The 24,023-nt window shown below is 33.0% G+C and carries 20 protein-coding genes; 13 read left to right on the forward strand and 7 right to left on the reverse strand.

Annotated features, from left to right (window positions below; all coding sequences use genetic code 11):
• The first annotated feature begins 3 nt into the window (after nt 1-3).
• Nucleotides 4-2,319: a type IA DNA topoisomerase gene (locus ACTU6T_RS14710; RefSeq protein ID WP_460218955.1), complete on the forward strand. Its 2,316-nt coding sequence runs from the start codon at nt 4-6 to the stop codon at nt 2,317-2,319.
• Nucleotides 2,319-2,891, forward strand: a complete 573-nt coding sequence (locus ACTU6T_RS14715; RefSeq protein ID WP_460218956.1) for a pseudouridine synthase — start codon at nt 2,319-2,321, stop codon at nt 2,889-2,891. The genes ACTU6T_RS14710 and ACTU6T_RS14715 overlap by 1 nt, the downstream gene beginning before the upstream one ends.
• Before the next feature lie 56 nt (nt 2,892-2,947).
• Here ACTU6T_RS14715 and ACTU6T_RS14720 read toward each other — a convergent pair whose 3' ends face one another.
• Nucleotides 2,948-3,409: a cold-shock protein gene (locus ACTU6T_RS14720; RefSeq protein WP_460218957.1), complete on the reverse strand. Its 462-nt coding sequence runs from the start codon at nt 3,407-3,409 to the stop codon at nt 2,948-2,950.
• Nucleotides 3,410-3,576: 167 nt separating this feature from the next.
• On the opposite strand from ACTU6T_RS14720, the gene ACTU6T_RS14725 reads away from it, so the two are divergent.
• Genes ACTU6T_RS14725 through ACTU6T_RS14740 form a run of 4 tightly spaced genes read left to right on the forward strand, consistent with a single transcriptional unit; the run spans nt 3,577 to nt 8,693 of the window.
• Nucleotides 3,577-4,257, forward strand: coding sequence for a TetR/AcrR family transcriptional regulator (locus ACTU6T_RS14725; RefSeq protein WP_460218958.1), 681 nt, complete (start codon nt 3,577-3,579; stop codon nt 4,255-4,257).
• Complete coding sequence (locus tag ACTU6T_RS14730) at nt 4,254-5,912, forward strand: peptidase domain-containing ABC transporter (RefSeq protein ID WP_460218959.1); 1,659 nt, start codon at nt 4,254-4,256, stop codon at nt 5,910-5,912. Before ACTU6T_RS14725 ends, ACTU6T_RS14730 begins: the two co-directional genes overlap by 4 nt.
• Before the next feature lie 12 nt (nt 5,913-5,924).
• On the forward strand, nt 5,925-7,280 hold the full coding sequence (locus ACTU6T_RS14735; RefSeq protein ID WP_460218960.1) for an HlyD family secretion protein: 1,356 nt from the start codon (nt 5,925-5,927) through the stop codon (nt 7,278-7,280).
• Nucleotides 7,281-7,289: 9 nt separating this feature from the next.
• Nucleotides 7,290-8,693: a TolC family protein gene (locus ACTU6T_RS14740; protein WP_460218961.1), complete on the forward strand. Its 1,404-nt coding sequence runs from the start codon at nt 7,290-7,292 to the stop codon at nt 8,691-8,693.
• On the opposite strand, the gene ACTU6T_RS14745 is transcribed toward ACTU6T_RS14740, so the two are convergent.
• Both ACTU6T_RS14745 and ACTU6T_RS14750 read right to left on the reverse strand, forming a co-directional pair.
• The gene (locus tag ACTU6T_RS14745; RefSeq protein WP_460218962.1) at nt 8,690-9,451 is read right to left on the reverse strand and encodes a hypothetical protein; all 762 of its coding nucleotides are present in this window, start codon (nt 9,449-9,451) and stop codon (nt 8,690-8,692) included. The genes ACTU6T_RS14740 and ACTU6T_RS14745 overlap by 4 nt on opposite strands.
• A 79-nt stretch (nt 9,452-9,530) precedes the next feature.
• Nucleotides 9,531-11,048 (reverse strand): DEAD/DEAH box helicase, encoded by a 1,518-nt coding sequence (locus ACTU6T_RS14750; RefSeq protein WP_460218963.1) that lies wholly within the window; start codon nt 11,046-11,048, stop codon nt 9,531-9,533.
• Nucleotides 11,049-11,741: 693 nt separating this feature from the next.
• Between ACTU6T_RS14750 and ACTU6T_RS14755 the strand changes: the two genes are divergently transcribed.
• Nucleotides 11,742-12,311, forward strand: coding sequence for an ExbD/TolR family protein (locus ACTU6T_RS14755; RefSeq protein ID WP_460218964.1), 570 nt, complete (start codon nt 11,742-11,744; stop codon nt 12,309-12,311).
• Here the strand turns inward: ACTU6T_RS14755 and ACTU6T_RS14760 are convergent.
• Nucleotides 12,308-12,691, reverse strand: coding sequence for a 3D domain-containing protein (locus ACTU6T_RS14760; RefSeq protein ID WP_460220778.1), 384 nt, complete (start codon nt 12,689-12,691; stop codon nt 12,308-12,310). The genes ACTU6T_RS14755 and ACTU6T_RS14760 overlap by 4 nt on opposite strands.
• A gap of 93 nt (nt 12,692-12,784) precedes the next feature.
• Between ACTU6T_RS14760 and ACTU6T_RS14765 the strand changes: the two genes are divergently transcribed.
• Nucleotides 12,785-14,095 carry a dipeptidase gene (locus tag ACTU6T_RS14765; RefSeq protein ID WP_460218965.1) on the forward strand — a complete coding sequence of 437 codons (1,311 nt, stop codon included), beginning with the start codon at nt 12,785-12,787 and terminating at the stop codon, nt 14,093-14,095.
• Here the strand turns inward: ACTU6T_RS14765 and ACTU6T_RS14770 are convergent.
• The 3 genes from ACTU6T_RS14770 to ACTU6T_RS14780 form a co-directional block, all read right to left on the reverse strand.
• The gene (locus tag ACTU6T_RS14770) at nt 14,087-14,329 is read right to left on the reverse strand and encodes a hypothetical protein (protein WP_460218966.1); all 243 of its coding nucleotides are present in this window, start codon (nt 14,327-14,329) and stop codon (nt 14,087-14,089) included. The genes ACTU6T_RS14765 and ACTU6T_RS14770 overlap by 9 nt on opposite strands.
• Before the next feature lie 165 nt (nt 14,330-14,494).
• Nucleotides 14,495-17,746: a WD40/YVTN/BNR-like repeat-containing protein gene (locus tag ACTU6T_RS14775; protein WP_460218967.1), complete on the reverse strand. Its 3,252-nt coding sequence runs from the start codon at nt 17,744-17,746 to the stop codon at nt 14,495-14,497.
• Between the two features lie 87 nt (nt 17,747-17,833).
• A complete protein-coding gene (locus ACTU6T_RS14780; RefSeq protein WP_460218968.1) occupies nt 17,834-19,834 on the reverse strand; it encodes an alpha-ketoacid dehydrogenase subunit alpha/beta in 2,001 nt (666 codons plus the stop codon).
• 153 nt (nt 19,835-19,987) lie between these two features.
• On the opposite strand from ACTU6T_RS14780, the gene ACTU6T_RS14785 reads away from it, so the two are divergent.
• The 5 genes from ACTU6T_RS14785 to ACTU6T_RS14805 are packed head-to-tail and all read left to right on the forward strand — an operon-like array spanning nt 19,988 to nt 23,976.
• The gene (locus tag ACTU6T_RS14785; RefSeq protein WP_460218969.1) at nt 19,988-20,935 is read left to right on the forward strand and encodes an isopenicillin N synthase family dioxygenase; all 948 of its coding nucleotides are present in this window, start codon (nt 19,988-19,990) and stop codon (nt 20,933-20,935) included.
• Between the two features lie 19 nt (nt 20,936-20,954).
• On the forward strand, nt 20,955-21,290 hold the full coding sequence (locus tag ACTU6T_RS14790; RefSeq protein WP_460218970.1) for a translation initiation factor: 336 nt from the start codon (nt 20,955-20,957) through the stop codon (nt 21,288-21,290).
• Entirely contained in the window at nt 21,287-22,234 is a 948-nt protein-coding gene (locus ACTU6T_RS14795) for a DUF1835 domain-containing protein (RefSeq protein ID WP_460218971.1), read from the forward strand. The genes ACTU6T_RS14790 and ACTU6T_RS14795 overlap by 4 nt, the downstream gene beginning before the upstream one ends.
• A complete protein-coding gene (locus ACTU6T_RS14800; protein WP_460218972.1) occupies nt 22,224-23,099 on the forward strand; it encodes a nucleoside phosphorylase in 876 nt (291 codons plus the stop codon). Before ACTU6T_RS14795 ends, ACTU6T_RS14800 begins: the two co-directional genes overlap by 11 nt.
• A 19-nt stretch (nt 23,100-23,118) precedes the next feature.
• Nucleotides 23,119-23,976, forward strand: coding sequence for a substrate-binding domain-containing protein (locus ACTU6T_RS14805; RefSeq protein WP_460218973.1), 858 nt, complete (start codon nt 23,119-23,121; stop codon nt 23,974-23,976).
• The last annotated feature ends 47 nt before the right edge of the window (nt 23,977-24,023 follow it).

Here is a 24,023-nt window from a genome sequence, read left to right on the forward strand (position 1 = left end):
AACATGAAGGTATGTATTGCCGAAAAGCCTAGTGTTGCTAGAGAAATTGCACAAGTACTTGGTGCCAATACTAAGCGTGATGGCTATTATGAAGGTAATGGTTATGCCGTGACATATACCTTTGGTCATCTGTGTACTCTCATGGAACCTAACGACTATAAGTCGTATTGGAAAAGCTGGGATTTAAACAATTTACCAATGCTTCCTGAAAAATTTAAAACTAAAGTGGTTAGTAATTCAGGAATTGAAAAACAGTTTCACATTGTAAAGTCGCTCTTTGACCAAGCTGATGTTGTGATAAACTGTGGTGATGCAGGCCAAGAAGGAGAACTTATTCAGCGTTGGGTATTAGATCAAGCTAATTATAAAGGAAAAGTTCAACGTCTTTGGATTTCATCTTTAACTGCAGAAGCAATTAAAGAAGGTTTTAACAACCTTAAGGATGCAAAAACCTATGACAACTTATACTATGCTGGATTTTCACGTGCTATAGGCGATTGGCTTTTAGGTATGAATGCGACCCGTTTATACACCGTAAAGCATGGTGGTTATAAACAAGTGTTATCTGTTGGACGTGTTCAAACACCAACTTTGGCCATGGTAGTAAATCGGTTTAAAGCCATTGAAAATTTCAACCCTCAGCCCTATTGGGAATTGCAAACTTTATACCGTGACACACTATTTGTTTACGAAGAAGGCCGATTTCTCAATATGAATGATGGTGAAGTCCTAGCCAATAAAGTTAAAGAGCATGATTTCGAAATTGTATCGATTTCAAAAAAGAAAGGCAAAGAATATGCACCAAAACTTTTTGATTTAACTGGATTACAAGTCTATTGCAATACAAAATTTGGATTTTCTGCTGATGATACCTTGAAAATAGTTCAAAAACTTTACGAACAGAAAGTAGTGACTTACCCAAGAGTAGACACCACTTTTTTACCCACAGATATTTATCCAAAAGTTTCAGGGATTCTTCAGAAATTGACTAATTATTCTGAGCTCACTCAACCGCTTCTAGGTAAAAAAATAAAAAAGTCTACAAAAGTCTTTAATGACAAAAAAGTAACCGATCATCACGCTATAATTCCAACAGGAATACAAATTAACTTACAACACAATCAGCAACAGGTTTATGACATTATTGTAAAACGATTTATTGCAGTCTTTTATCCAGATTGTGACGTGTCTAATACTACAGTCATAGGTAAAGCTGATGATGTCAATTTTAGAACTACTGGAAAAGAAATTTTAAGCGATGGTTGGAAAGTCGTTTTTAAATTTGGTAAAACTGTAACTTCTTCTAATAATCAAGGGAAAGATATTTTGCCAAGTTTTAAAGAAGGTGAAAAAGGACCTCATGAGCCGTCATTTTTAGAAAAACAAACCAAACCACCTAATCAATTTACAGAAGCCTCTCTTCTTCGTGCTATGGAAACCGCAGGTAAGCAGGTTGATGATGATGAACTGCGTGATTTGATGAAAGAGAATGGTATTGGCAGACCATCTACGCGTGCAAATATTATTGAAACTTTATTTAAAAGACAATATATAAAGCGAAACAAAAAGCAAATTTTGCCAACAGTAACTGGAATAGCCCTTATTGACATCATTCAAAATGAGTTACTAAAATCTGCTGAACTTACAGGTCTCTGGGAAAAACAACTCAAGGATATTGAAAAAGGTGAATTTAGCCCAGGTCGTTTTATCAAGAATATGAAAAAAATGGTGGACGATTTGGTTTATGAAGTAAGAAGTGAAACAGCGCGTGCAAACATTTCGCAAACCATTGTCATTGAACAGCGTAAAGCGGAAACAAAAGTGAGCAAAAAAGCAGGAATTACTGAAGAATTTTGCCCAAAATGCAAAAAGGGAAGACTCCTCAAAGGTAAATCTGCCTTCGGCTGTAGCCAATTTAAATCTGGCTGTGATTTTGTAATGCCATTTAAAGTTTATGGCAAAAAAATTTCAGAAAAACAGTGCATTAGAATCTTACAAAAAGGTTCAACTGTAAACCTGAAAGGCTTTAATTCTGATCAAGGAATATCAGAAGGTAAATTACGTTTTAATGGGCAATTTAAATTAATCCTTGAAGCAAAAAAAGAAAACCATAAAGTTTCCGAAGTAAAAACATCAAATGATGTTAAATGTCCGAAATGTCTAAACGGATTTATTATAAAAGGTAAATCAGCCTACGGTTGTAGTGATTACAAAACAGGGTGTGATTTTAAGATTTCCTTCGATACAATTCGGTCTAAGGCAAATGGTAAAACGCTTTCTAAAGAATTGGTTTATGCCATTTTAAAGGACCATATCTAATGACACACTTCCATTTTAGATTATTTAAACCCTATGGTTATTTGAGTCAATTTCAAACTAACGCACAACATGAACGCAATAAGAAGTTTTTAGGTGCTTTATATGATTTTCCTGAAGGAACTATGGCTATTGGTCGATTAGACAAAGACTCTGAAGGTTTACTTCTATTAACAACTGATGGTAAAGTAAGTTATGAGATTACAAGTTCTAAAATCGAAAAAGAATATTATGTTCAAATTGATGGAGAACCAACTCAAGACGAACTGAAACAATTGGAAAATGGTGTAGATATTAGTCATAAAGGTGAAACTTATACGACCAAACCTTGTAAGGTTCAAAAATTATTTACAAATCCACAATTTCCAGAGCGTGTTAAAAAAATACGTGATGAACGCCATGGTAAAACCACATGGATCTCAATAACCATAAATGAAGGAAAGTTTAGACAAGTGCGTAAAATGACAGCAAAAATTGGATATCCAACATTGCGATTGGTGAGAGTTAGAATTGGAAACATAAGTCTAAAAGGATTGAACATGGGATGTGTTGAACCTCTTGAATTTCTTCTATAAAATATAAAACCAGAGTTAATACTCTGGCTTCATTATTATCTATAAGAATTATATCTTTAAATTAGCTTTACACGAACGGCATTCATGCCACGGTTCCCTTTTTCTAATTCAAATTGCACTTTATCATTTTCGTTAATCTCATCGATTAATCCACTAACATGACAGAAGTATTTCTCTTGATCTTCGGTATCAATAATAAAACCAAAACCTTTAGAGTGGTCAAAAAAGGAAACTTTCCCTTTTCTAATTGGGTCATACTCTTCTTCTTCAATATCTTCCTTTTTAGGAACACCAAGAACAATGTTTTTTGCTTTGACTTTAATTTTATCAGCCGGATCTGGAGGCGTATCTGTTAAATTTCCAAACTGATCTACATAAGCAAATGGAATACTTTCTGCACCACCATTCTCTTCCTTTTCGAGCTTACGTGCTTCCATTTTTTTGCGTTTTTCTTCACGCTTCTTTAGACGTTTTTTTTCTTTTTCACTTTTATTAAATGTCTGTTGCGACTTTGCCATTCTTTATACTAATCCATATTAATTATTATGATGCACAATACATCACTTATTGTAAATATAAGTCGAAATATTGAATAAATCATGGCATAATTCAATAAGTTAACTATACGTTAAATTATTTATTTTTAATAGTATTACTATTATATTTGCAAGTAAATAATTTTCATATGAAAACATTACTTTCAAATCTAAGAATTGATATTAACGATAAAATCTATTTAAAAGATCCACAATCTTCTGATTTAGGCAAGAGAATTGTTCAACATAGTATTCAACTTATTGATGATATAGGTTTTGATAGTTTTACCTTTAAGAAGCTTGGAAGCCTTATTGGTTCAAATGAAAGCTCTATATATCGCTATTTTGAAAGCAAACATAAACTACTCCTCTACTTAACTTCCTGGTATTGGGCATGGTTAGAATATCAGTTAGTCTTTTCTACAGCCAATATGACAAACCCAACAGAAAAACTAAAAAAGGCCATAACTATTTTAACACGAACTATCGAATCTGATTCTAGTTTTTCACATATTAATGAAGTTGTATTAAATCGTGTAATAATTAATGAGTATTCTAAATCTTACCTTACTAAAGAAGTAGATCAAGAAAACAAAGACGGATATTTTTCTATATACAAGCGATTGGTAACCCGATTACACGATATAATTATCGAAGTAAATCCAAGTTATAAATTTCCTCACAGTCTCGCGAGTACAGTTTTAGAAGGCGCATTGCATCAACACTTTTTAAAGGATCATTTTAAATCTTTAACCGATTGTGATGAACTCACTAAACCATCAGATTATTTCACTCATTTAGTTTGCAATGCCTTAAACATTAACAAATGACAAAAACAATTTTAACCTCTTGGCAACGCTTAATTGGCTTATTAAAATTAGACCGTAAAGACATTAAGCAGGTGTTTTACTATGCTATTTTCGCTGGATTGGTCAACCTCTCACTTCCATTAGGGATTCAAGCAATTATCAACCTTATTCAAGGGGCTCAAATTAGTAGTTCTTGGATTGTATTAGTAGTATTGGTAACGTTAGGAGTTGCTTTTGCTGGCCTACTACAACTCATGCAAATGCGTATTATTGAAAATGTTCAGCAAAAAATATTCACCAGATCTTCATTTGAGTTTGCTTACCGATTTCCAAAAATTAAAATGAGTGAATTACGATACTATTATCCGCCAGAGTTAGCAAATCGATTTTTTGACACCTTAACTGTACAGAAAGGACTATCAAAAATTTTAGTAGACTTTCCTGCAGCATTACTCCAAATTATTTTCGGATTAATGTTACTGTCATTTTATCATCCATTTTTTATCATCTATGGAATTCTACTCATTCTTTTAATATATGTGGTATTCAAATTTTCGGCTCAAAGAGGATTAGACACAAGTTTAGATGAGTCTAAGCAAAAATATAAAGTAGCACACTGGTTACAAGAGGTAGCTCGTTCAATTATAAGTTTTAAACTTTCAGGAAAAACGAGTTTGGCTTTAAATAAAAATGACAATCTCGTTTCCGAATATCTCGATGCTAGAGAAAGCCATTTCAGGGTTCTAGTACAACAATTTATCAAGTTAATTGGATTTAAAATACTAGTTACGGCTGGTCTCTTGGCTATTGGCGGGTTTTTGGTATTGAGTCAAAAAATGAATATTGGACAATTTGTAGCTGCTGAAATTATTATCCTTTTAGTTATTAGTTCAGTTGAAAAATTAATTTTAGGCTTGGAGTCTATGTACGACGTCTTAACATCTATCGAAAAATTAGGGCAAGTTGTAGATAAAGAACTTGAAACTCAAGAAGGCGATAGTGTGTCTCAAAACGAAAAGGGCCTTAAAATTGAACTAGACGATGTGAGCTATATTGTCCCTGAAAAAACTAGCCCAATTTTAGAAGACATTTCACTTTCAATTGAAGCAAAAGATAGAATTCTTATTTATGGCTCTCATGGATCAGGAAAAGCAAGTCTTTTAAAACTTATTGCAGGAATCAATGCGCCGTCAAAAGGCGGTATTTATGTTAATAATATTTCACTTAGTGGCTTAAAACTCAATGACTATCGCTCATTAATTGGACAATCTCTGCCAGAAGAGTCTCCATTTGAAGGTACTATTAAAGACAATCTAACTTTTGGCGATCCATCTATAACTAATGATGAGATTAACGACGTTTTAAAACAAACTATGTTAACAGATTTTGTAAAATCTCAATCTAATGGATTAAGAACAATTCTTTACCCTGAAGGTCAGCGCTTATCATCTACTGTATCTAAGAAGATTGTTTTAGCTAGAAGTATTCTTAAAAAACCTAAACTACTATTACTCAAAGATCCTTTAGATCAATTTGAAAAACATGAGGCAGAAAGCATCATGAAATTCTTAACTAACCCAAGCAGACCCTGGTCGCTTGTTGTAGTAAGTTATAATATGGATTGGAAATCTAATTGCTCCAAAGTAATCAATTTAGAAGAAGGTAAAATTGTTTAAAAAGATAAGAATATGCTTAATATTTCTCATAACAAACTAAATAAAAAAGTTGACTTATCACCTTATAAGTCGGTTCAAAAAGTATTTCACAGAAGGCATTTTAAGCATTTTAATCGCTTTTTAATTGCCTTTGCAATTACTGTAATTGTTGTGATGTTTTTGCCATGGACGCAAAACATTAATAGTCGTGGCAATGTAACTACGTTAACCCCAGATCAACGACCACAAACGATTCAGTCTCCAATTCCTGGACGTATTGAGCAATGGTTTGTTAAAGAAGGGGACAGAGTAAAAAAAGGGGATACTATTTTATTTATTTCAGAAATAAAAAATAAGTATTTCGACCCTAACTTGGTGAGTAGAACTGGACAACAAATTAAAGCTAAAGAAGCTTCGGTAAGCTCATATAATGAAAAAGTCAAAGCACTTAATAATCAAATTGGTGCTTTAAGTAAAGAACGTGCACTAAAACTTGAGCAGGCAGAAAACAAATTATTACAAGCCAAGTTAAAAGTACAAAGTGATAGCATCGATTTAGAGGCAGTAAAAATTAATTTGGGTATCGCCGAAAGACAAATTGGAGCAATACAAAAATTGTATAACGAAGGTTTAAAATCTCTTACTCAACTAGAAGAAAAAAAATCTAAATATCAAGAATCTCAAGCCAAACTCATATCTCAAGAAAATAAATATCTCGCCTCTAAGAACAATGTAATAAATGCCATGGTCGAGATTAATCGTGTGCAAGCAGAATATGTCGATAAAATCTCAAAAGCTCAAAGTGACAAATTTACTGCAGAATCTAGTCAGTTTGATGCTGAAGCACAAGTGACAAAGTTAGAAAGTGATTTCACTAATTATGAAATACGAAACAACTTATATTATATAAAAGCACCACAAGATGGCTTTATAAATAAAGCGATAAAAGGCGGCATCGGAGAAACTTTCAAAGAAGGCGAACAATTAGTAGGCATTATGCCATCTAACTATGACTTAGCAGTAGAAATGTTTGTTGATCCAATAGATTTACCATTAGTTCACCTTGATGAAAAAGTTAGAGTCCAATTTGATGGATGGCCAGCAATTGTCTTCAGTGGTTGGCCAAATATTTCATACGGAACTTATGGAGCCAAAGTAGTAGCCATTGAAAACTTTATTAGCCCTAATGGAAAGTTTAGAGTTCTTTTAGCACCAGATGAAACAGATCACGATTGGCCAGAAGCTATAAGAGTAGGTTCTGGTGCAAAAACCATTGCTTTGTTAGAAGACGTTCCCATTTGGTTTGAATTATGGAGAAAGCTAAGTGGCTTCCCTCCTAATTATTATCAACCCGAAAGCGCATCAACATCGAAAACTGTTAAAAAATAAGATTCAATTATGAATAAATATCTCAGCATATTATTCGTTTTTATTATAACATCAACAAGTGCACAAGTGCATGATTCAAAAGTCTTGAGCTTTGGTGAGTACTTAGGGTATGTAAAAAAGCATCACCCTATTGCAAAGCAGGCAGAGCTCACCTTACAATTTGGACAAGCTAACCTCATGAAAGCTAGAGGTGCTTTTGATCCAAAAATTGAGATTGATAATGTGCGTAAAAAGTTCAAAAATTTAGATTATTTTGATCAATTAAATGCGACATTTAAAATACCAACTTGGTATGGTATAGAGCTAAAGGGAAATTTTGAACAAAACGATGGTGTGTTTTTAAATCCTCAAGCCTTTGTTCCAGAGGATGGGCTTTATAGCGCAGGTATATCTGCCTCTTTAGGACAAGGATTGTTTATTAATAAGCGTATGGCCGACTTAAAAAAAGCCAAACTTTTTAGAGAACAAACCAAAGCAGATAGAGAAATACTCATCAACCAGATTTTATTCGATGCATCCATTGCATATTTTAATTGGCTGAAAACCTATAAAGAAACACAGATATACGAGCAATTCTTAGACAATGCAAAAATTCGTTTTCAAGGTGTTAAACGCAGTACCGAAAATGGAGACAAAGCAGCCATAGACTCTATTGAAGCTGGCATAACAGTAAAAAATAGAGCTCTTGGTTTTGAGCAAGCCAAATTGAAGCACATTAAAGCATCTTTAGAATTATCAACCTTTTTATGGCTAAATAATAACATTCCTGTTGAATTACAACCAAACATAGTTCCAGATGCATTTATTGAAAACACAGTAGATGATGTCCTAGAGATTTCTGGTTTGCCATTAACTGATTTCGCCGTAGAAAACCACCCAAAATTACGCGCTCTAAATTATAAATATGAAGGCTTAGAAGTGGATAAACGTCTAAAAGCCAATAAGCTTTTACCCAAAATTGATGTTCAATATAATTTCTTAACTGAAACTGTAAATATAGCTAGATCTCTTAATACAAACCAATATAAAGGCGGATTCAATATTTCATTCCCCCTGTTTTTAAGAAAAGAGCGTAGTAATTTAAAGTTAGCAAAAGTGAAGCTTCAAGATGCAAGATTTGATATTGATAATGCCAAAATTACTATTCAAAATAAGGTATTAGCTATATACAGAGAATTAGAATCATTTGAAATACAAAATCAACTTATTAATGACATTGTTTTAGATTATACAACCATGTTAAATGCCGAAGAGCGCAAATTCAATTTTGGTGAAAGTTCAATATTCTTGATTAATTCTCGTGAAAAGAGTTTGATCGATTCTCAATTAAAAGCAATAACATTACAGAATAAATATCTAAAAGCAAAAGCTAAGTTATTTAATAGCTTATCCAGAGATTTAGAAAACCTTTAATTTTCTTTTTCCTGTTCTGTTTTTTTTGCTGTTTCACTTTCGCTCTCAGTTTTAGTATCTGATTCAGTTTTTTCTACTATAGGATTGGCATCCTTAATCACATTAACAGTCGCTTTAACTCCTGTGAGCAAATTCCATTTTTTTGAAGACACTAAATTTCCTTTATCATCATACACTAGAAACTCGGCTGTATTTGGTCCAGAATCACCTTGGTTTAAGGCTAGAAATACAATATTGTTTATCCCTACTTTTAAATCTACATTAAAACCTTTATATCCTGTAGTCAGTAACAATGAAGGTATAATCATCTCGTCATTAACAAATACACGAACTAAATCACCATCAGGATATTCATGATCTCGACAAACGATATTTACAAAGCGACCATTACTTTTAATATCTCCTAAAAACACATCGGCCATGGTTTCTATTTTTAAACCTTGTTCAACTGCCACTTTATTAAAACGCTTTTCAAAAAGTTCTCCAGGATTTCTAAGTCCACTGTTATCAATCATTGAAAACTCCTTTTTATTTTTTTTAATAGAGACTTTGCTTTCCGTTCTAATTCCTGATATGTTCTTTTTCGGCTTGGTAAGGCTTATTTTTGAATCTGGCTTTATAATAAGTCGTGGTGTAGAATCTTTTTTCTTAGTTTCTATTGCAGGTATCTTAATAGACTTCTTATCCTCTGTGTCTGGTTGAGCAAACAGAGAACATGCGCATAATGCAAAACATAAAAAAAATAGGTGTTTCTTCATCACAGTTTTTAGTATAGTCGTTTCAAAAACCATACCTAACAATAAAAGTAACGACTTTAAGGCGGAAAGATTTTAATTTTTAGTTAAACTTTCCGTTAAAACTTAATCGCAATTTTCGAGTATACTCCTCTAACAACCAGTCTTTATAGTTTTTTGTACTGTTCATAATACAATAACAGTATTGTTTTATACGATAACAAATATCATCGTGCAAGAGTTTAGCTAATTCTCTGGCTTCAAAAACATCTTCACTATTTGCAATGACTAATGCCGAATGCTGAGCAATACTATTTTCTATGGCTTTCATAGATTTACTGCCTTCTCGAATCACTTTTTTATACTCGGCTTTGATATCGAAATCATCATTGGGATTTTTCTTAAAACGCTTTCGCAATGATTCAGGCATTTGATAAACAAATTCTCGTTCTATATCTTCATCATTACGCAAGTTTTCCAAGTAAAAATCTGGATTCTTGAAGATGTGCTGCCAATCAACAGGTTGACTCCACGGTCCAAATCGTACAGCATTATTACCCAAATCTATCACTGTAAATTTTGTTTTATCACCATGAATCCTAGATCCCCTACCAATCATTTGAAAATATAGCGTTAATGATCGTGTTGCTCTATTTAATATAATTGACTCTACAGAAGGCTCATCAAAACCAGTAGTCAAAATACTCACAGAAGTTAAAATTCCGTTTGGAGTATTTTTAAACCACTTCAAAATCTCTTTACGATCTTGTTTAGAGGATGTATTATCTAAATGTCGAATATCATATCCAGCACGCTTAAATGTGTAGTATACTTCTTTAGACGTATTTATACCATTATTGAAGATAAGCGTCTTTTTTCCTTTTGATAACTCTTCATAAGCAAATAACAACTTACCTTGCATTGCAGCATTAGTATATAATGCTTCAGAAGATTTTACAGTATAATCACCATTGATACCAATTTTAAGAGTATTTAACGAGACATCATAATTATAAATATCTGCAGAAGCCAAAAATCCATTTTTAATGAGAGTAGAAATATTATCACCAACAATGAGTTCTTTATAATTGTCTTTCATTGGTAATTTGATATTACTACTTAAAGGTGTCGCTGTAACACCCAAGATAAAACAGTTATCAAAAAACTTAAATAATTTTCGAAACGAATTGTAATGTGCTTCATCAATAATTACCAAACCAATATCCTCAAGGTTTAGCTTGCCATCATTAAGCCGATTATTTAAGGTTTCAACCATAGCAACAAAACACTCATACTGGTCTTGGTCTGGTAATTCTTTAACCTTACTATTAATTATTTTATTATTAACACCAAACCCATGCAAAACCTTAGAAGTTTGCTTACAAAGCTCTATACGATGTGTCAGGATAACAACCTTTTTTTTATGGTTTTTAATATACTGTCTTACAATTTCAGAAAAAATAACAGTTTTACCACCTCCTGTTGGTAATTGGTAAAGGAGATTATAATTATCTGGAGCAGAATCAAAAACATCAAATATGCGCTTTAAATCTGCAAGTTGATAGTCATATAATCGCTTCTTTGTTTCCTTCTTTGATGATATTTCGAGGGTTTCGGACATAAAATTAATAGCTTCTGAAAAAAAAATTCTTACAAAATTAAGCTTTTATCAGGTTATCAGAGCAAATTGTTAAAAACAATTGAAAAGTAATCCCTACTCCATTGTGTTAAAATTTGTTAAATTACTACTATGCAATACAAAGTACTGTAACATTTTTAAATTCTTATCGTCTCTTTAGTATAACATCAATCATTAAAATCAATTATTATGAGAACTTTAAACAACAATCAATTAACAAGTACAACAACAGAAACAAAAATTTATACTTGGAATCAAAAAAGACGATATAGATAATTTTATATCCATTCATCAATCAAAAAAAAATATAATCATGAGAACTTTAGACAACAATCAATTATCGAGCACAACAGTAGAAACTAAAATTTTTACCTGGAACAGAAAAAGGCGATATAGATAACACTATATCTATCATCAATCAAAACATCAATCTATCATGAAAGCTTTAACAAAAATTATCAACACATCACATACAACAAATGACGATTTAGAAACGTTACGATAGTAAGTGATAATGACATTTATCATCAATCAAAATATAAATTGTAATTTATTCACAATTTGTAATCCATAAAGACCAATACTCGCTAAGTGTGTTGGTCTTTTTGAGTTTTTATAATCATGGTATCGTTTTTGAGACTTTTTCAGAATACAATAATCTTAAAAACTATTATTATGAAAACATCTAGACGTCAATCTGTTGAAATCAATGCTGGTTCTATGGCCGACATTGCTTTTTTATTACTCATTTTCTTTTTAGTAACTGCAATGATTCCAACTGAGGATTATGGGTTCAATAGAAAACTACCCAAACCATGTCCGCCAAATGTGCCTTGTACAGATGGACAAATTAAAGAGCGTAATGTATTAGAAATTAAGGTAAATTCTAAAAACGAATTATTTGTAGAAAACAAGGTCACCAATATTGAAGATTTAAAGACTATTGCAGTAGCCTTTTTAGATAATAATGGCGACCAATCATGTAGCTATTGCAATGGTCTAAAAGATATTAAATCATCTGAAAACCCTAAAAAAGCAGTTATTTCATTAAGTAATGATAAGCTTACCTCCTATGAGTTTTATATAAAAGTTCAAGACGAATTAACTAAAGCGTATTATGAATTACGTAATACATACTCAGAATCTATCTTACAAAAACCTGCTCACGAGCTTACTAAAGATGAACTTAAAACCGTAAGAGCTGCATATCCATTTATATTATCTGAGGCTGAGATAAAAAATTAATTTTTTAAGGTATCTATAGCAACTCTATAACTGATGTTAACTTTGCGCTTGCCCCATTGTTTTGCAGCTTTAACATCAGTCCCCATGTAAATATCTATTCGGTTCCACCATCGTTTGTTCATTTTATCCTTGACCAAGTAAGTACCTTCAAGGCCTTCAATTTTTACTAGTGTATTATGCACTAAACCTTCTTTTAATAAATTTCTAGATACAGCTATGTATCTCAAACCTGGCTTTAAACTATCACCAAAAGCTGTGATATTTGGATTAGAACTTGTTTGATAAGCTAGTGAATTATAAGCTGTAGCAGTGACTTCCATAGTTTTCCATTCATAAGCATTTGCAGTGTTGTCTTTACAAGTAAGCAATACAAAACTCATAAGAAATACCACAATAGAAATATGCAATGTAGAAGACTTCATACTTAAATATAAGATTTTGTAACTTCACAAGCATAATACTAATCCAACTATATGAAATTTTTCCACTTTTCTTTATGTCTTTTAATTTTGACTTCTTCTTGTAAAAATGATATAAAACCTCTAGAAGAATCATCTTCTAAAAACGATTCAATTGCGCTTATAGAAAGGGCAAAAGCAATTCATGAACGTGTCATTACATTAGATACTCATTGCGATATAGACGTTAAAAATTTTACAGATTCTATTAATTATACACAAAACTTAGAGTCTCAAGTAAATTTACCAAAAATGAAACTAGGAGGTTTAGATGTGCCTTGGTTTATTGTTTATACTGGTCAAGACACACTATCTGCTGATGGTTATAAAAAAGCCTTTGAGAATGCAATGTCTAAATTTAATGCTATTCATAAATTAGTAGAAGAGATTGCTCCAGACCAAATCGAATTAGCAGTCACTTCTGATGATGTAAGGCGAATTTCAAAATCCGGAAAAAAAGTAGCTATGATTGGAATTGAAAATGGTTACCCAATAGGAACCGATCTCTCTAATGTTGAAAAATTCTACAATCTTGGAGCTCGCTATATGTCATTATCTCACAATGGTCATAGTCAATTATGCGATAGTAACACAGGAGAAGAAGACAATATATGGCTGCATAATGGATTAAGTGATTTGGGTAAAGACGTTGTAAAAGAAATGAATCGATTAGGAATGATGATAGATGTCTCACATCCTTCAAAAGAATCGATGCGTCAAATGATAGAACTCAGTAAAGCACCAATAATAGCATCGCATTCTTCGGCTAGAGCCTTATGTGATCACAGCAGAAATCTTGATGATGAACAGCTCGAATGGATGAAAGCTAATGGTGGTATTGTACAGACTGTAGCATTTCAAGCCTATACAGATAAAGATAAAAACGATGCTAGAAATGAGGCTATAAAATCTATTAGACAAGAGATAGCCGCATCTATGGGAACACAATGGTACGAATGGAGTGAGACAAAAGCACTTTCTAAGGAAGACAAAGAAGCCTTTTATAACATACGTGCAAAAATTGTAAAGTTAGCCGATAAAAAAGCAAATAAAATATCAAATTTTCCGTCTAAGGTTAATGTTGCAGATTTTGTAGATCATATTGATTATATGGTAGACAAAATAGGGCTCAAACACGTAGGAATTAGCAGCGACTTTGATGGTGGCGGTGGTGTTGAAGGCTGGAGTGATGCTTCAGAGACCTTTAATGTAACATTAGAGTTAGTAAAACGTGGATATACAGAAGCACAAATAGAACAGCTATGGAGTGGAAATTTATTACGCGTGTTAGATGAAGTTGAAGCCGTAGCTTCTCGCTTAAAATGATGTATTAAAGTCTATAATATTTGCGATAACTGTTGCTATAAATAATAAGAATAAAATTGAATTGACTACAATACCAAATAGCTTTTTAAACGAGTTTGGATCTTTTAAGCCTTTTATACTAAACACAAATCCGATAATAGAAGACGTGAAAACCAAAATAATCACAAAGCTACTGGTATATCTATAAAAATCTAATGAAATTCTTTCAGTAGCAGCCAACACCTGCAAACTCAAAACACCAAAAAACTTATAATGGTTATGATTGCAAATTTAAATCCTTTTTTAGAATGAGAATGTTTATTCATAATTAGATTATTGTTAGCAATAAATGGCATTACTTATTAAACATAAAGCCAGAAAACAAGTTGATTTCTAGCTTTATGCTGATTGTTTGAAATGTTAATCCTCAATCAATCCCTGTCCTTCGATCCAAGGCGCTCCAGCCTTTCTAAGATCATTCTCTATCGCTTTCATGTCATTATTTATTAATAATGATAGTTTGGATTTAATGTTTGAAAGTTGAGCTTTGGCTCGCTCTACTGCTGATTTAATATTTGGAGTTGGACCGTAAGTATTTTGTGATGTCATTATACCTAAATAATTACCATCTAAAGGTGTTGGGTTAGACTTCTCTCCTATTTCTGCTTTCGTTCTATCTCCATTTAATTCTTTATCAATGGCCAATAATTTCATTTTTGCATTGTAAATTTTATTAATTAGTTCTGTAGATGGGTTTACTGACTTATCTGCAGCTCTTTTCATGGCATCAATTAGAACTAATTGCTTAGCCAAAGTCATAGAGGTTGCTGAAAGATTTTGTTGAAATGCATGATGAGATTCAATATATGCCTTTTGTTCTGCAAATGAAGCTCCTTTTAAAGCTCCTTCTTTTAGCGGTACAACTTTAAATTCTTGAGGCTCTCCAAGTTGAGTTAGTTTGCCATTAACCCGTTTAGATAAAGTCACTGTATAATTCCCTGGTGTTGCTAGTACAGTATTATTTGTCCATGGATCTACTATTTTAACTGGTTTTAATTTCTCCACATCACGTTCAGGATAACTCAAATCCCAGCTAACACGATTAAAACCTTTTTTATTAGTTCCAGACACACTATTTATAATACGTCCATTAATATCCCTTATTGTAAGTATCAACTGAGGTTCTTCTTGGAACTTTTCTTTTTCCAAAGCTTCCCAACCAGGAAATTTAATTTCAGCATTTATTTCATTTAATTTCTTTTCAGCTTCCTGACGTTGAGATTTAAGTGATTTTAATTCTTCTGAAAGATAATATGTAAACACAGCTCCAAAAGGTGGATTATCAGCAGCATATTTAGAATTCCCTTGACCGTAAATATCTTCCTTTTGAATGTACCAATACGCAGGCTTTACTTTAAACAAAGTAGCTGATGAAGTTGCAACAGATTGGTCAAAATCTCGCAACGGACTTATATCATCAAGTACATAAAACCCTCGACCAAAAGACGCAGCGACCAAATCATTTTCTCGTCGTTGAATTGTAATATCTCTAATAGATATTGTTGGAATTCCTTCTTTAAGCTTAACCCAATTTGTTCCTCCATTTAATGTAAAATATACACCAAATTCTGTGGCTGCAAAAAGAAGCTCTTTTTTCACATGGTCTTGTACTAAACGCCAAGTAATTAAAGATTTTGGTAAATCGCCATTAATAAGACCCCAAGTCTTACCTCTATTAGTACTTTTAATTAGATACGGTTTATAATCGCCATATTTGTGATTGTCTAATGCAGCATAAACCGTTGAAGCATCAAATAAATCTGCTCTAATATCATTTACAAAAGCTGTAGAAGGAATGCCTTTTATAGAACCTACCTCAATTTTGGTCCAACTGTCACCACCATTTTCGGTAACTTGAATTATACCATCATCAGTTCCAGCATATAATAAGCCTTCCTGAATTGGTGATTCTGCTAAAGATGTTATCGTATTATAATTAGACATCGCAGCAACATCCCAAGCATTGTCCCAACTTTGTTGCCTTCCCATCATAGGAAGTTCTATTCGGTTTTGATTACGACTCAAATCTTTAGAAATAGGAGTCCACTCATCGCCTCTATTTTCAGATCGCCAGACTCGCTGAGACGCAAAATATAATCGCTTCGGATTATGAGGGCTTACCAAAATTGGCGCATCCCAATTAAAGCGTTCATAAGGTTCACCTGCTTTAGGTTGTGGCTGAATAAATACAGTTTCACCTGTAGTTTGATCGATTCTAAACAACCATCCTTCTTGATATTCGCCATAAGTAATATTTGGATTCCCAGGCTCAACAGCCGATTGATGCCCATCTGCTCCTAAAGTAATCCACCAATCATCATTGGTGATACCTCCTTTACTAAGCGTTCGAGAAGGACCTCCATGTGATCCATTATCTTGTGTTCCGCCATAAATATTATAAAAAGGAGCTGTATCATCAACTGCTACTTTATAATATTGGGTAAGCGGTAAATTGCTCATAAAACGCCAGCTTTTAGTATGATCAAAAGTTTCATAAAGTCCGCCATCTGTTCCGAATAGTAAATAGTTTTCGTCTGATTTTTTAAATGCCAATGCATGACTGTCTACATGTTTTTTGTCTTCATTCATGAACGTGAACGTCTTTCCATGATCTTCAGAAATTTGAACAGTATTACTCATTAAAAAAAGTGTTCCTTCATGATGAGGAGATGCATATAGTTCTTGATAGTAATGAGGTCCTGTTCCACCAGAAACAGCATTAGATTGCTTTTTCCATGAAGCACCTCTGTTCTTTGATATAAAAACACCTCCTTTTTTTCGATCTAACTCAATAGCAGCATAAATCACATCTGAATTAAAAGGTGACATTGCCAAACCAATCTTACCCAAATTTGACTCTGGAATGCCATTAGTAAGTTCTGTCCATGTATCTCCCCCGTCTACACTTTTATGAATTCCAGATCCTGGTCCTCCACCTAAATAAGCGGCAACAGATCTTTGCCTTTGCCAAGTTGCTGCATAAAGTACATCAGGATTTAAAGGATCAATCAATATATCTGTTGCTCCTATCCATTCAGCATCACCTAAAGTTTGCTTCCAATTATGTCCACCATCAACAGATTTATATATACCTCTCTGTCCACCACTACTCCAAAGTGGCCCTTGAGATGCTACCCAAATAATATTTGGGTTTTCTGGATGCACTATAATCTTTGATAAGTGTTCAGAATTTTTTAATCCCATATTTTTCCAGGTCCCTCCATCATCATGACTAACATAAATTCCGTCTCCAAATCCAACGTGTCGCCCTCCAACATTTTCTCCAGTTCCTACCCAAATAGTATGTGAATTATTTGGATCTATAGTAATACAACCGATTGAATATGCCGTTTGTTTATCAAAAACTGGAGCCCAAGTAGTTCCAGAGTTTACAGTTTTCCATACACCTCCAGAGCCTACAGCAACGTACCATACATTTTCATTATCGGGATGGATGGCAATATCGGCAATTCTACCAGAAGTGAGTGATGGCCCAAGGCTTCTAAACTTTAATCCTTTGAGTGTGTTTTCTTCTAATTTTTGAGCATTAGATGTTGAGATTACTCCAATTAAGCATAGCCATAAGAGTAAAGTTTTAAAAAAATTTTTCATGAATGTGAAATTTAATTTTCTAAAAAGAAAAGGTTGGTTTAAGGTTATAGCATTCTTATATGTTTAATATCATCAAAAAGTTAAATATTAATAGTTTAACAAATTTTTTAATGCTTCTTCAAAACGCCCTTTTGCCATATATTGATGTTCTAATTGATTGGCAAAAGGTATAGGTGTTTCCATACTAGCTACACGTTTAACTGGTGCATCTAATTGTTCAAAACACTCCTCCATAATCATAGCAGAAATATCACTTGCAATACCACCAAACAAGGAATCTTCCTGCAAAATAATGGCTTTACCTGTTTTCTTTACCGAAGTAAATATAGCTTCCTTATCTAAAGGTTGTAAGCTTCTTAGATCAATCACATCGGCATTAATATCAGAATTGTTATCAAGGGTTTCTAAAGTCCAATGCACACCTGCTCCATAAGTTATAATAGTAATATCATTTCCTTCTCGCAGTGTTGATGCTTTACCTAACGGAAGTGTATAATAATCTGTTGGAACTTCCTGACGAATACTGCGATATAAAGCTTTGTGCTCAAAAAATAATACTGGGTTTGGGTCTTCTATTGCAGTAGCTAATAAGCCTTTTGCATCATAAGGGAATGCTGGATAAACCACTTTTAAACCTGGGGTTTTAGTAAACCAAGCTTCATTAGTTTGCGAATGAAATGGTCCTGCCGCAACGCCTCCACCACAAGGCATTCTAACAACAACGTCTGCTTGTTGATTCCAGCGATAATGTGATTTTGCCAAATAGTTAACTATTGGATTAAATCCAGAAGTGGCAAAGTCGGCAAATTGCATTTCCATAACTGCTTTCATTCCTGCTATTGATAAACCCATTGCAGCTTCAACAATTGCCGATTCACAAATTGGTGTGTTTCTAACTCGATCTTTTCCAAATTCTTTTACAAAGCCTTCAGTAATTTTAAACACTCCACCATACTCTGCAATATCTTGTCCCATGATTACTAAATCTTTATGCTTTGTCATGGACTGTCTTAAGCCTTCTGAAATGGCGTCTATTAATCGTAGCTCTTGAGTTTGACTGTTTGGTTCGATAGCTTTATATTCAAAAGATTTATAGACATCATTTAATTCAGTATCGATATTTGGAACGATGGGTTCCTCTTCAAATGCCATTTGTAAATGCTCATGAATTTCGTGCATAATAGCTTCTTTTATGGCTACTTCCTGCTTCTCAGTTAAAATCTTTTGATCTTTTAAATAGGCTTGAAAATTTTCTAATGGGTCTTTTTTTGCCCAGTCTTCCATAAGGTCTTTAGGCACATATTTAGTCCCACTAGCCTCTTCATGACCACGCATTCTAAATGTCTTAAACTCAATCAATATTGGTCTTGGACGCTTTCTTATACTTGCGGTAAGTTTCTGCATCTTGGTATAGACTTCAATAATATTATTTCCATCTAGAACAAAAGATTCCATACCATACCCTTTTCCTCTATCGGCTAAATCTTTACAATTATATTGTTCACTTGTAGGTGTTGACAATCCATAACCATTATTTTCAATGCAAAATAAAACAGGTAATTGCCATACAGATGCGACGTTTAAAGCTTCATGAAAATCACCTTCACTAGTTCCGCCTTCACCTGTAAAGACAGCTGTCACCTGATTTTTGTTTTTTAGTAAACTTGCTAAAGCAATCCCATCTGCAACCCCCAATTGAGGTCCCAAATGAGAAATCATACCAACAATATTAAACTCTTGCGTACCAAAATGAAACGAGCGATCACGCCCTTTTGTAAATCCGTTAGCTTTACCTTGCCATTGGCTAAACAATCGATACAAAGGAATATCTCGAGTAGTAAACACTCCCAAATTACGATGCATAGGCAATATATATTCCTCTTTTTGCATAGCCATAGTCACGCCTACAGAAATGGCTTCTTGGCCAATGCCGGAAAACCATTTAGAAATTTTACCTTGGCGCAATAAAATGAGCATTTTCTCTTCTATCATGCGCGGTTTAAGCATGTTTTTATAAAGCTTTAAAAGCGTTTTATCGTCTAAATTCTTTTTATCGTAGGTTACTAAACTCTTGGTGGAGGTCAACATTATTAAGTATATTTCATTAGTAAATCAAATGTAAATAAAAAATGACGTTTAATAAGGCTAAGTTCATTTTTTTTAACCACAATTCTAATCTATGTTTTTAGTACAATTTTCGCTATTTTTGTTATCTTGACATATTATTAAATTTGATATAAAATGAATAGAATACCAAGCGTCAATCTTCAGGATTTTCTTTCTGGAGACACCAATAGAAAGCAAAAATTTATTAACGAAATAGGCAAGGCTTACCAAGACATTGGATTTGTTGCGCTTAAAGGTCATTTTTTAGATGATCAACTCGTAGATAATTTATATACTGAAGTAAAGAATTTTTTCAGTCTACCTGTAGATACTAAACGTAAATATGAAATTGAAGGCATAGGCGGGCAACGTGGTTATGTTTCCTTTGGAAAAGAAAGTGCAAAAGGTAAAAAGGAAGGAGACTTAAAAGAGTTTTGGCATTTTGGACAATATGTAGAGGATGATCCTGAACGCGCTAAAGAATATCCAGAAAATGTTTATGTTGATGAAGTTCCAGAATTTAATACCATTGGAAAAGAAACTTATCAAATGTTGGAGAAAACAGCTAAATATGTGCTAAGGGCTCTGGCTCTATTCCTAGATTTAGAAGAAACCTATTTTGATCATTTTATTCATAATGGAAATTCAATTTTAAGACCAATACACTATCCGCCAATTCTTGAAGAACCAGAAAACGCAGTGCGTGCTGCAGCTCATGGCGATATTAATTTAATCACCTTATTAATGGGAGCACAAGGTCGTGGACTTCAAGTTCAAAATCATAAAGGAGAATGGATCGATGCGATTGCTGAACCTGATGAATTAATGATTAATGTTGGTGACATGCTATCTAGACATAGTAACAATAAACTAAAATCTACAATTCATCGTGTTGTGAATCCACCAAGAGAACTTTGGGGAACATCACGGTACTCCATTCCATTTTTTATGCATCCAATAAGTGAAATGAAATTAAATGTGCTAGATAGTTGTATTGATGATGACAATCCAAAGCAATTTGATGACATAACTGCTGGTGAATTTTTAAATGAACGATTGATCGAACTTGGTTTGAAAAAATAATTCAATGAACTACTCATAAATGGATTTACAAGATCAATTAAAACAACTTTTCCCAGATCATGTTTCCGATTATATTTCCGAAGACAACTCATCATCAGAAAATAAGGATATATGGTTACAAGATGAACCAATAATTTGTAAATATGAAAAGCGGAAAGGCAAGCCTATTACGATTCTTGAAGGGTATACTGGCGCTGATGATGATTTTAAAAAACTAGCTAAAGAGTTAAAACAAAAACTTAGTGTTGGAGGCAGTTTTAAAAATGATAAAATCATAATTCAAGGAGATTATAGAGATAAAATCATGCAAATTTTAAAAGACAAAGGATTTAATGTTAAACGAGTTGGTGGATGAGTAAAATGCAATTACATATTACCAACGGAAATTCATTAACCAATTATCTGTTAGAATTAAATATTGCTACAAATGATAATATCATCACATGGCAAGAGACACTTTGTGTAGGGCCAGCAATTGAAGCTGTTGGTTCTGAGTCATTTATTAATACTAGAACTGCTTTTTTTAAATCATTTTATGATATTACTTTGAGTAAAAAAGAAATGACTAGCGAGTTGAACAAACTTGATGATATTTCTAATTATACTGAGATTATTTTGTGGTTTGAATATGATCTATTTTGTCATATAAATATGATTGCAGTGATTAGTTTATTAGAACAAAAAGGAATTTACCTCCCTATTTACTTAGTTTGCAGCGGTCGTGTTGAAGGTGAGAAAGAGCTAAAAGGACTTGCAGAGCTCAATCCAAAACAACTACAAGATCATTTTGAGAATAGAACTAAATTAACTGTAGATGATATTGCTCTAGCAAAGCGTATATGGAGAATATATTGTAGTAATGACCATAACGAATTGATGCCTCTAATTACTAGACCATCATCATTTAAATATATGAGTAATTGCCTAAAAGCACATATTAAACGTTTTCCTGATACACGTAGTGGAATTAGTACTCTCGAATACAATATTTTAAAACTTGTTAAGGAAAACACCATTACATCTAGACGTCACTTAGTAGGTTATACGTTACATTATCAAGGCTATTATGGATATGGTGATTTGCAATTGAAACGTGTTATTGATCTACTATCTATATTTTTTACTGAAGAAAATGAGACCTTAAAGTTGAATAGAAAAGGTCATTTAGCACTAGAACATCAACACAATTACCAAACAGAAATTGGTAATTCTATATATTTTGGAGGTGTAAGCAGTTTAGACTACAAATTTGACAAACAACAAAATAAACTTATAAAAACAATAATTCATGCCAATTAAAGCATCAGAATTAATATTAAATCCAGACGGAAGTGTCTATCACCTCAATTTACGTCCCGAGCATATTTCGAATACAATCATTACTGTTGGAGATCCTGATCGGGTTGATAGTGTTACTACACATTTTGACACTATAGATTTTTCTACGCATAAACGCGAATTTCACACACAAACTGGAACTTATAAAGGCAAACGCATTACTGTGTTATCTACTGGAATAGGAACAGATAATATAGATATTGTATTTAATGAACTAGATGCTTTGGTCAATATTGATCTAGAAGCAAGAGAAATAAAACCTGAGCTTACTTCTTTGGATATTATTAGAATTGGGACGTCTGGGTCTATTCAAAAACACATTCCAATCAACTCTTTTGTTGTTAGCGAATATGCTGCTGGTTTTGATAGTTTATTACATTTTTATGATAGTGCTCATGTGCAACATTTTGAAATTTCCGAAGCATTAAAACGACAAACCAACTGGTTTGGTAAAAAATCAGATCCATATGTTGTAAAATGTAGTGATCGATTATTTAAAGCCTTATCCAATGCACAAACATTTACAGGTTTCACAGCTACTAATGTTGGATTCTATGGACCACAAGGAAGGGTTTTACGATTGCCAATTCAAGACAATGATTTAAATGATAAACTTGCAAGTTTTGACTATAATGGTAAAGCGATTACTAATTTAGAAATGGAAACTGCGGGTATTTATGGGATTTCAAACCTTTTAGGGCATCATGCTTTATCTATGAATGCTATAATTGCCAATAGAGCTACAGGAGAATTTAGTAATAACCCTAAACAGGTAGTTAATGATTTGATTATATTCACATTAGATAAGATTGTGGAATTAAATTAACCATATAAGATAAATTACATTGAAAAAAATTAATATAGGTGGCGTTCCAGAGCATTTCAATCTTGCTTGGTATCTCACATTAAAAAATGGAGAATATAAAGAGGAAGGTATTAATTTACGTTGGAAAGATTACTTTGGCGGCACTGGAGCAATGAATAAAGCATTACGAGAAGGAGAAATAGATATTGCTGTTATTTTAACTGAAGGAATCATTAAAGATATTATAGATGGTAACCCAAGCAAAATTGTTCAAACCTTCGTGCAGTCTTCTTTAATATGGGGAATTCATGTTGCTGATGACTCAAATTTTGAAACCATAAATGATATCAAAGGAACTAGAGCTGCTATAAGCAGGTATGGCTCTGGATCACATCTCATGGCTTACATCAATGCTGAAAACAATAATTGGAATTTAGATACAGACCTTAATTTTGAAGTCATACGAAACCTTAATGGTGCCGTTGAAGGTTTAACAAATGGTGATGCCGATTATTTTATGTGGGAGAAATTTACGACTAAACCTATTGTTGATGATGGTGTTTTTAGGCGTATAGCAGATTGTCCAACTCCATGGCCATGTTTTGTAATTGCTGTAAGAGAAGCGTTTTTAGATGAACACACTGATGATGTTAAAACTATACTCAACATTATCAATAACACAACTAAAGAGTTTAAGCATATCCCAAGTATAGATAAAACTATTGCTAACCGATACGACCAAAAATTAGAAGATGTTCAAGAATGGTTATCCTTAACAGAATGGTCACAAGACCTGATAGATAAAGATACTGTTGATACTATTCAAAATAAATTACTTAGTTTAGATATTATTTCAAAAAAAGTAGACTATGAAAGCTTGATTAAAGAAATAAATTGATTTTTGGGTAGGAAAAAACATCATCATCATGTTATTTATCTGAACAA

Source organism: Psychroserpens citreus (genome assembly GCF_055686305.1).

Excerpts from the sequence above, each read along its gene's own strand:
- ACTU6T_RS14740 (WP_460218961.1), top strand. The coding sequence starts at position 7,290 with ATGAATAAATATCTCAGCATATTATTCGTTTTTATTATAACATCAACA.
- ACTU6T_RS14710 (WP_460218955.1), top strand. The coding sequence starts at position 4 with ATGAAGGTATGTATTGCCGAAAAGCCTAGTGTTGCTAGAGAAATTGCA.
- ACTU6T_RS14715 (WP_460218956.1), top strand. The coding sequence starts at position 2,319 with ATGACACACTTCCATTTTAGATTATTTAAACCCTATGGTTATTTGAGT.
- ACTU6T_RS14795 (WP_460218971.1), top strand. The coding sequence starts at position 21,287 with ATGAGTAAAATGCAATTACATATTACCAACGGAAATTCATTAACCAAT.
- ACTU6T_RS14735 (WP_460218960.1), top strand. The coding sequence starts at position 5,925 with ATGCTTAATATTTCTCATAACAAACTAAATAAAAAAGTTGACTTATCA.
- ACTU6T_RS14775 (WP_460218967.1), bottom strand. The coding sequence starts at position 17,746 with ATGAAAAATTTTTTTAAAACTTTACTCTTATGGCTATGCTTAATTGGA.
- ACTU6T_RS14790 (WP_460218970.1), top strand. The coding sequence starts at position 20,955 with ATGGATTTACAAGATCAATTAAAACAACTTTTCCCAGATCATGTTTCC.
- ACTU6T_RS14750 (WP_460218963.1), bottom strand. The coding sequence starts at position 11,048 with ATGTCCGAAACCCTCGAAATATCATCAAAGAAGGAAACAAAGAAGCGA.
- ACTU6T_RS14730 (WP_460218959.1), top strand. The coding sequence starts at position 4,254 with ATGACAAAAACAATTTTAACCTCTTGGCAACGCTTAATTGGCTTATTA.
- ACTU6T_RS14760 (WP_460220778.1), bottom strand. The coding sequence starts at position 12,691 with ATGAGTTTTGTATTGCTTACTTGTAAAGACAACACTGCAAATGCTTAT.
- ACTU6T_RS14725 (WP_460218958.1), top strand. The coding sequence starts at position 3,577 with ATGAAAACATTACTTTCAAATCTAAGAATTGATATTAACGATAAAATC.
- ACTU6T_RS14785 (WP_460218969.1), top strand. The coding sequence starts at position 19,988 with ATGAATAGAATACCAAGCGTCAATCTTCAGGATTTTCTTTCTGGAGAC.
- ACTU6T_RS14765 (WP_460218965.1), top strand. The coding sequence starts at position 12,785 with ATGAAATTTTTCCACTTTTCTTTATGTCTTTTAATTTTGACTTCTTCT.
- ACTU6T_RS14745 (WP_460218962.1), bottom strand. The coding sequence starts at position 9,451 with ATGAAGAAACACCTATTTTTTTTATGTTTTGCATTATGCGCATGTTCT.
- ACTU6T_RS14800 (WP_460218972.1), top strand. The coding sequence starts at position 22,224 with ATGCCAATTAAAGCATCAGAATTAATATTAAATCCAGACGGAAGTGTC.
- ACTU6T_RS14720 (WP_460218957.1), bottom strand. The coding sequence starts at position 3,409 with ATGGCAAAGTCGCAACAGACATTTAATAAAAGTGAAAAAGAAAAAAAA.
- ACTU6T_RS14780 (WP_460218968.1), bottom strand. The coding sequence starts at position 19,834 with ATGTTGACCTCCACCAAGAGTTTAGTAACCTACGATAAAAAGAATTTA.
- ACTU6T_RS14755 (WP_460218964.1), top strand. The coding sequence starts at position 11,742 with ATGAAAACATCTAGACGTCAATCTGTTGAAATCAATGCTGGTTCTATG.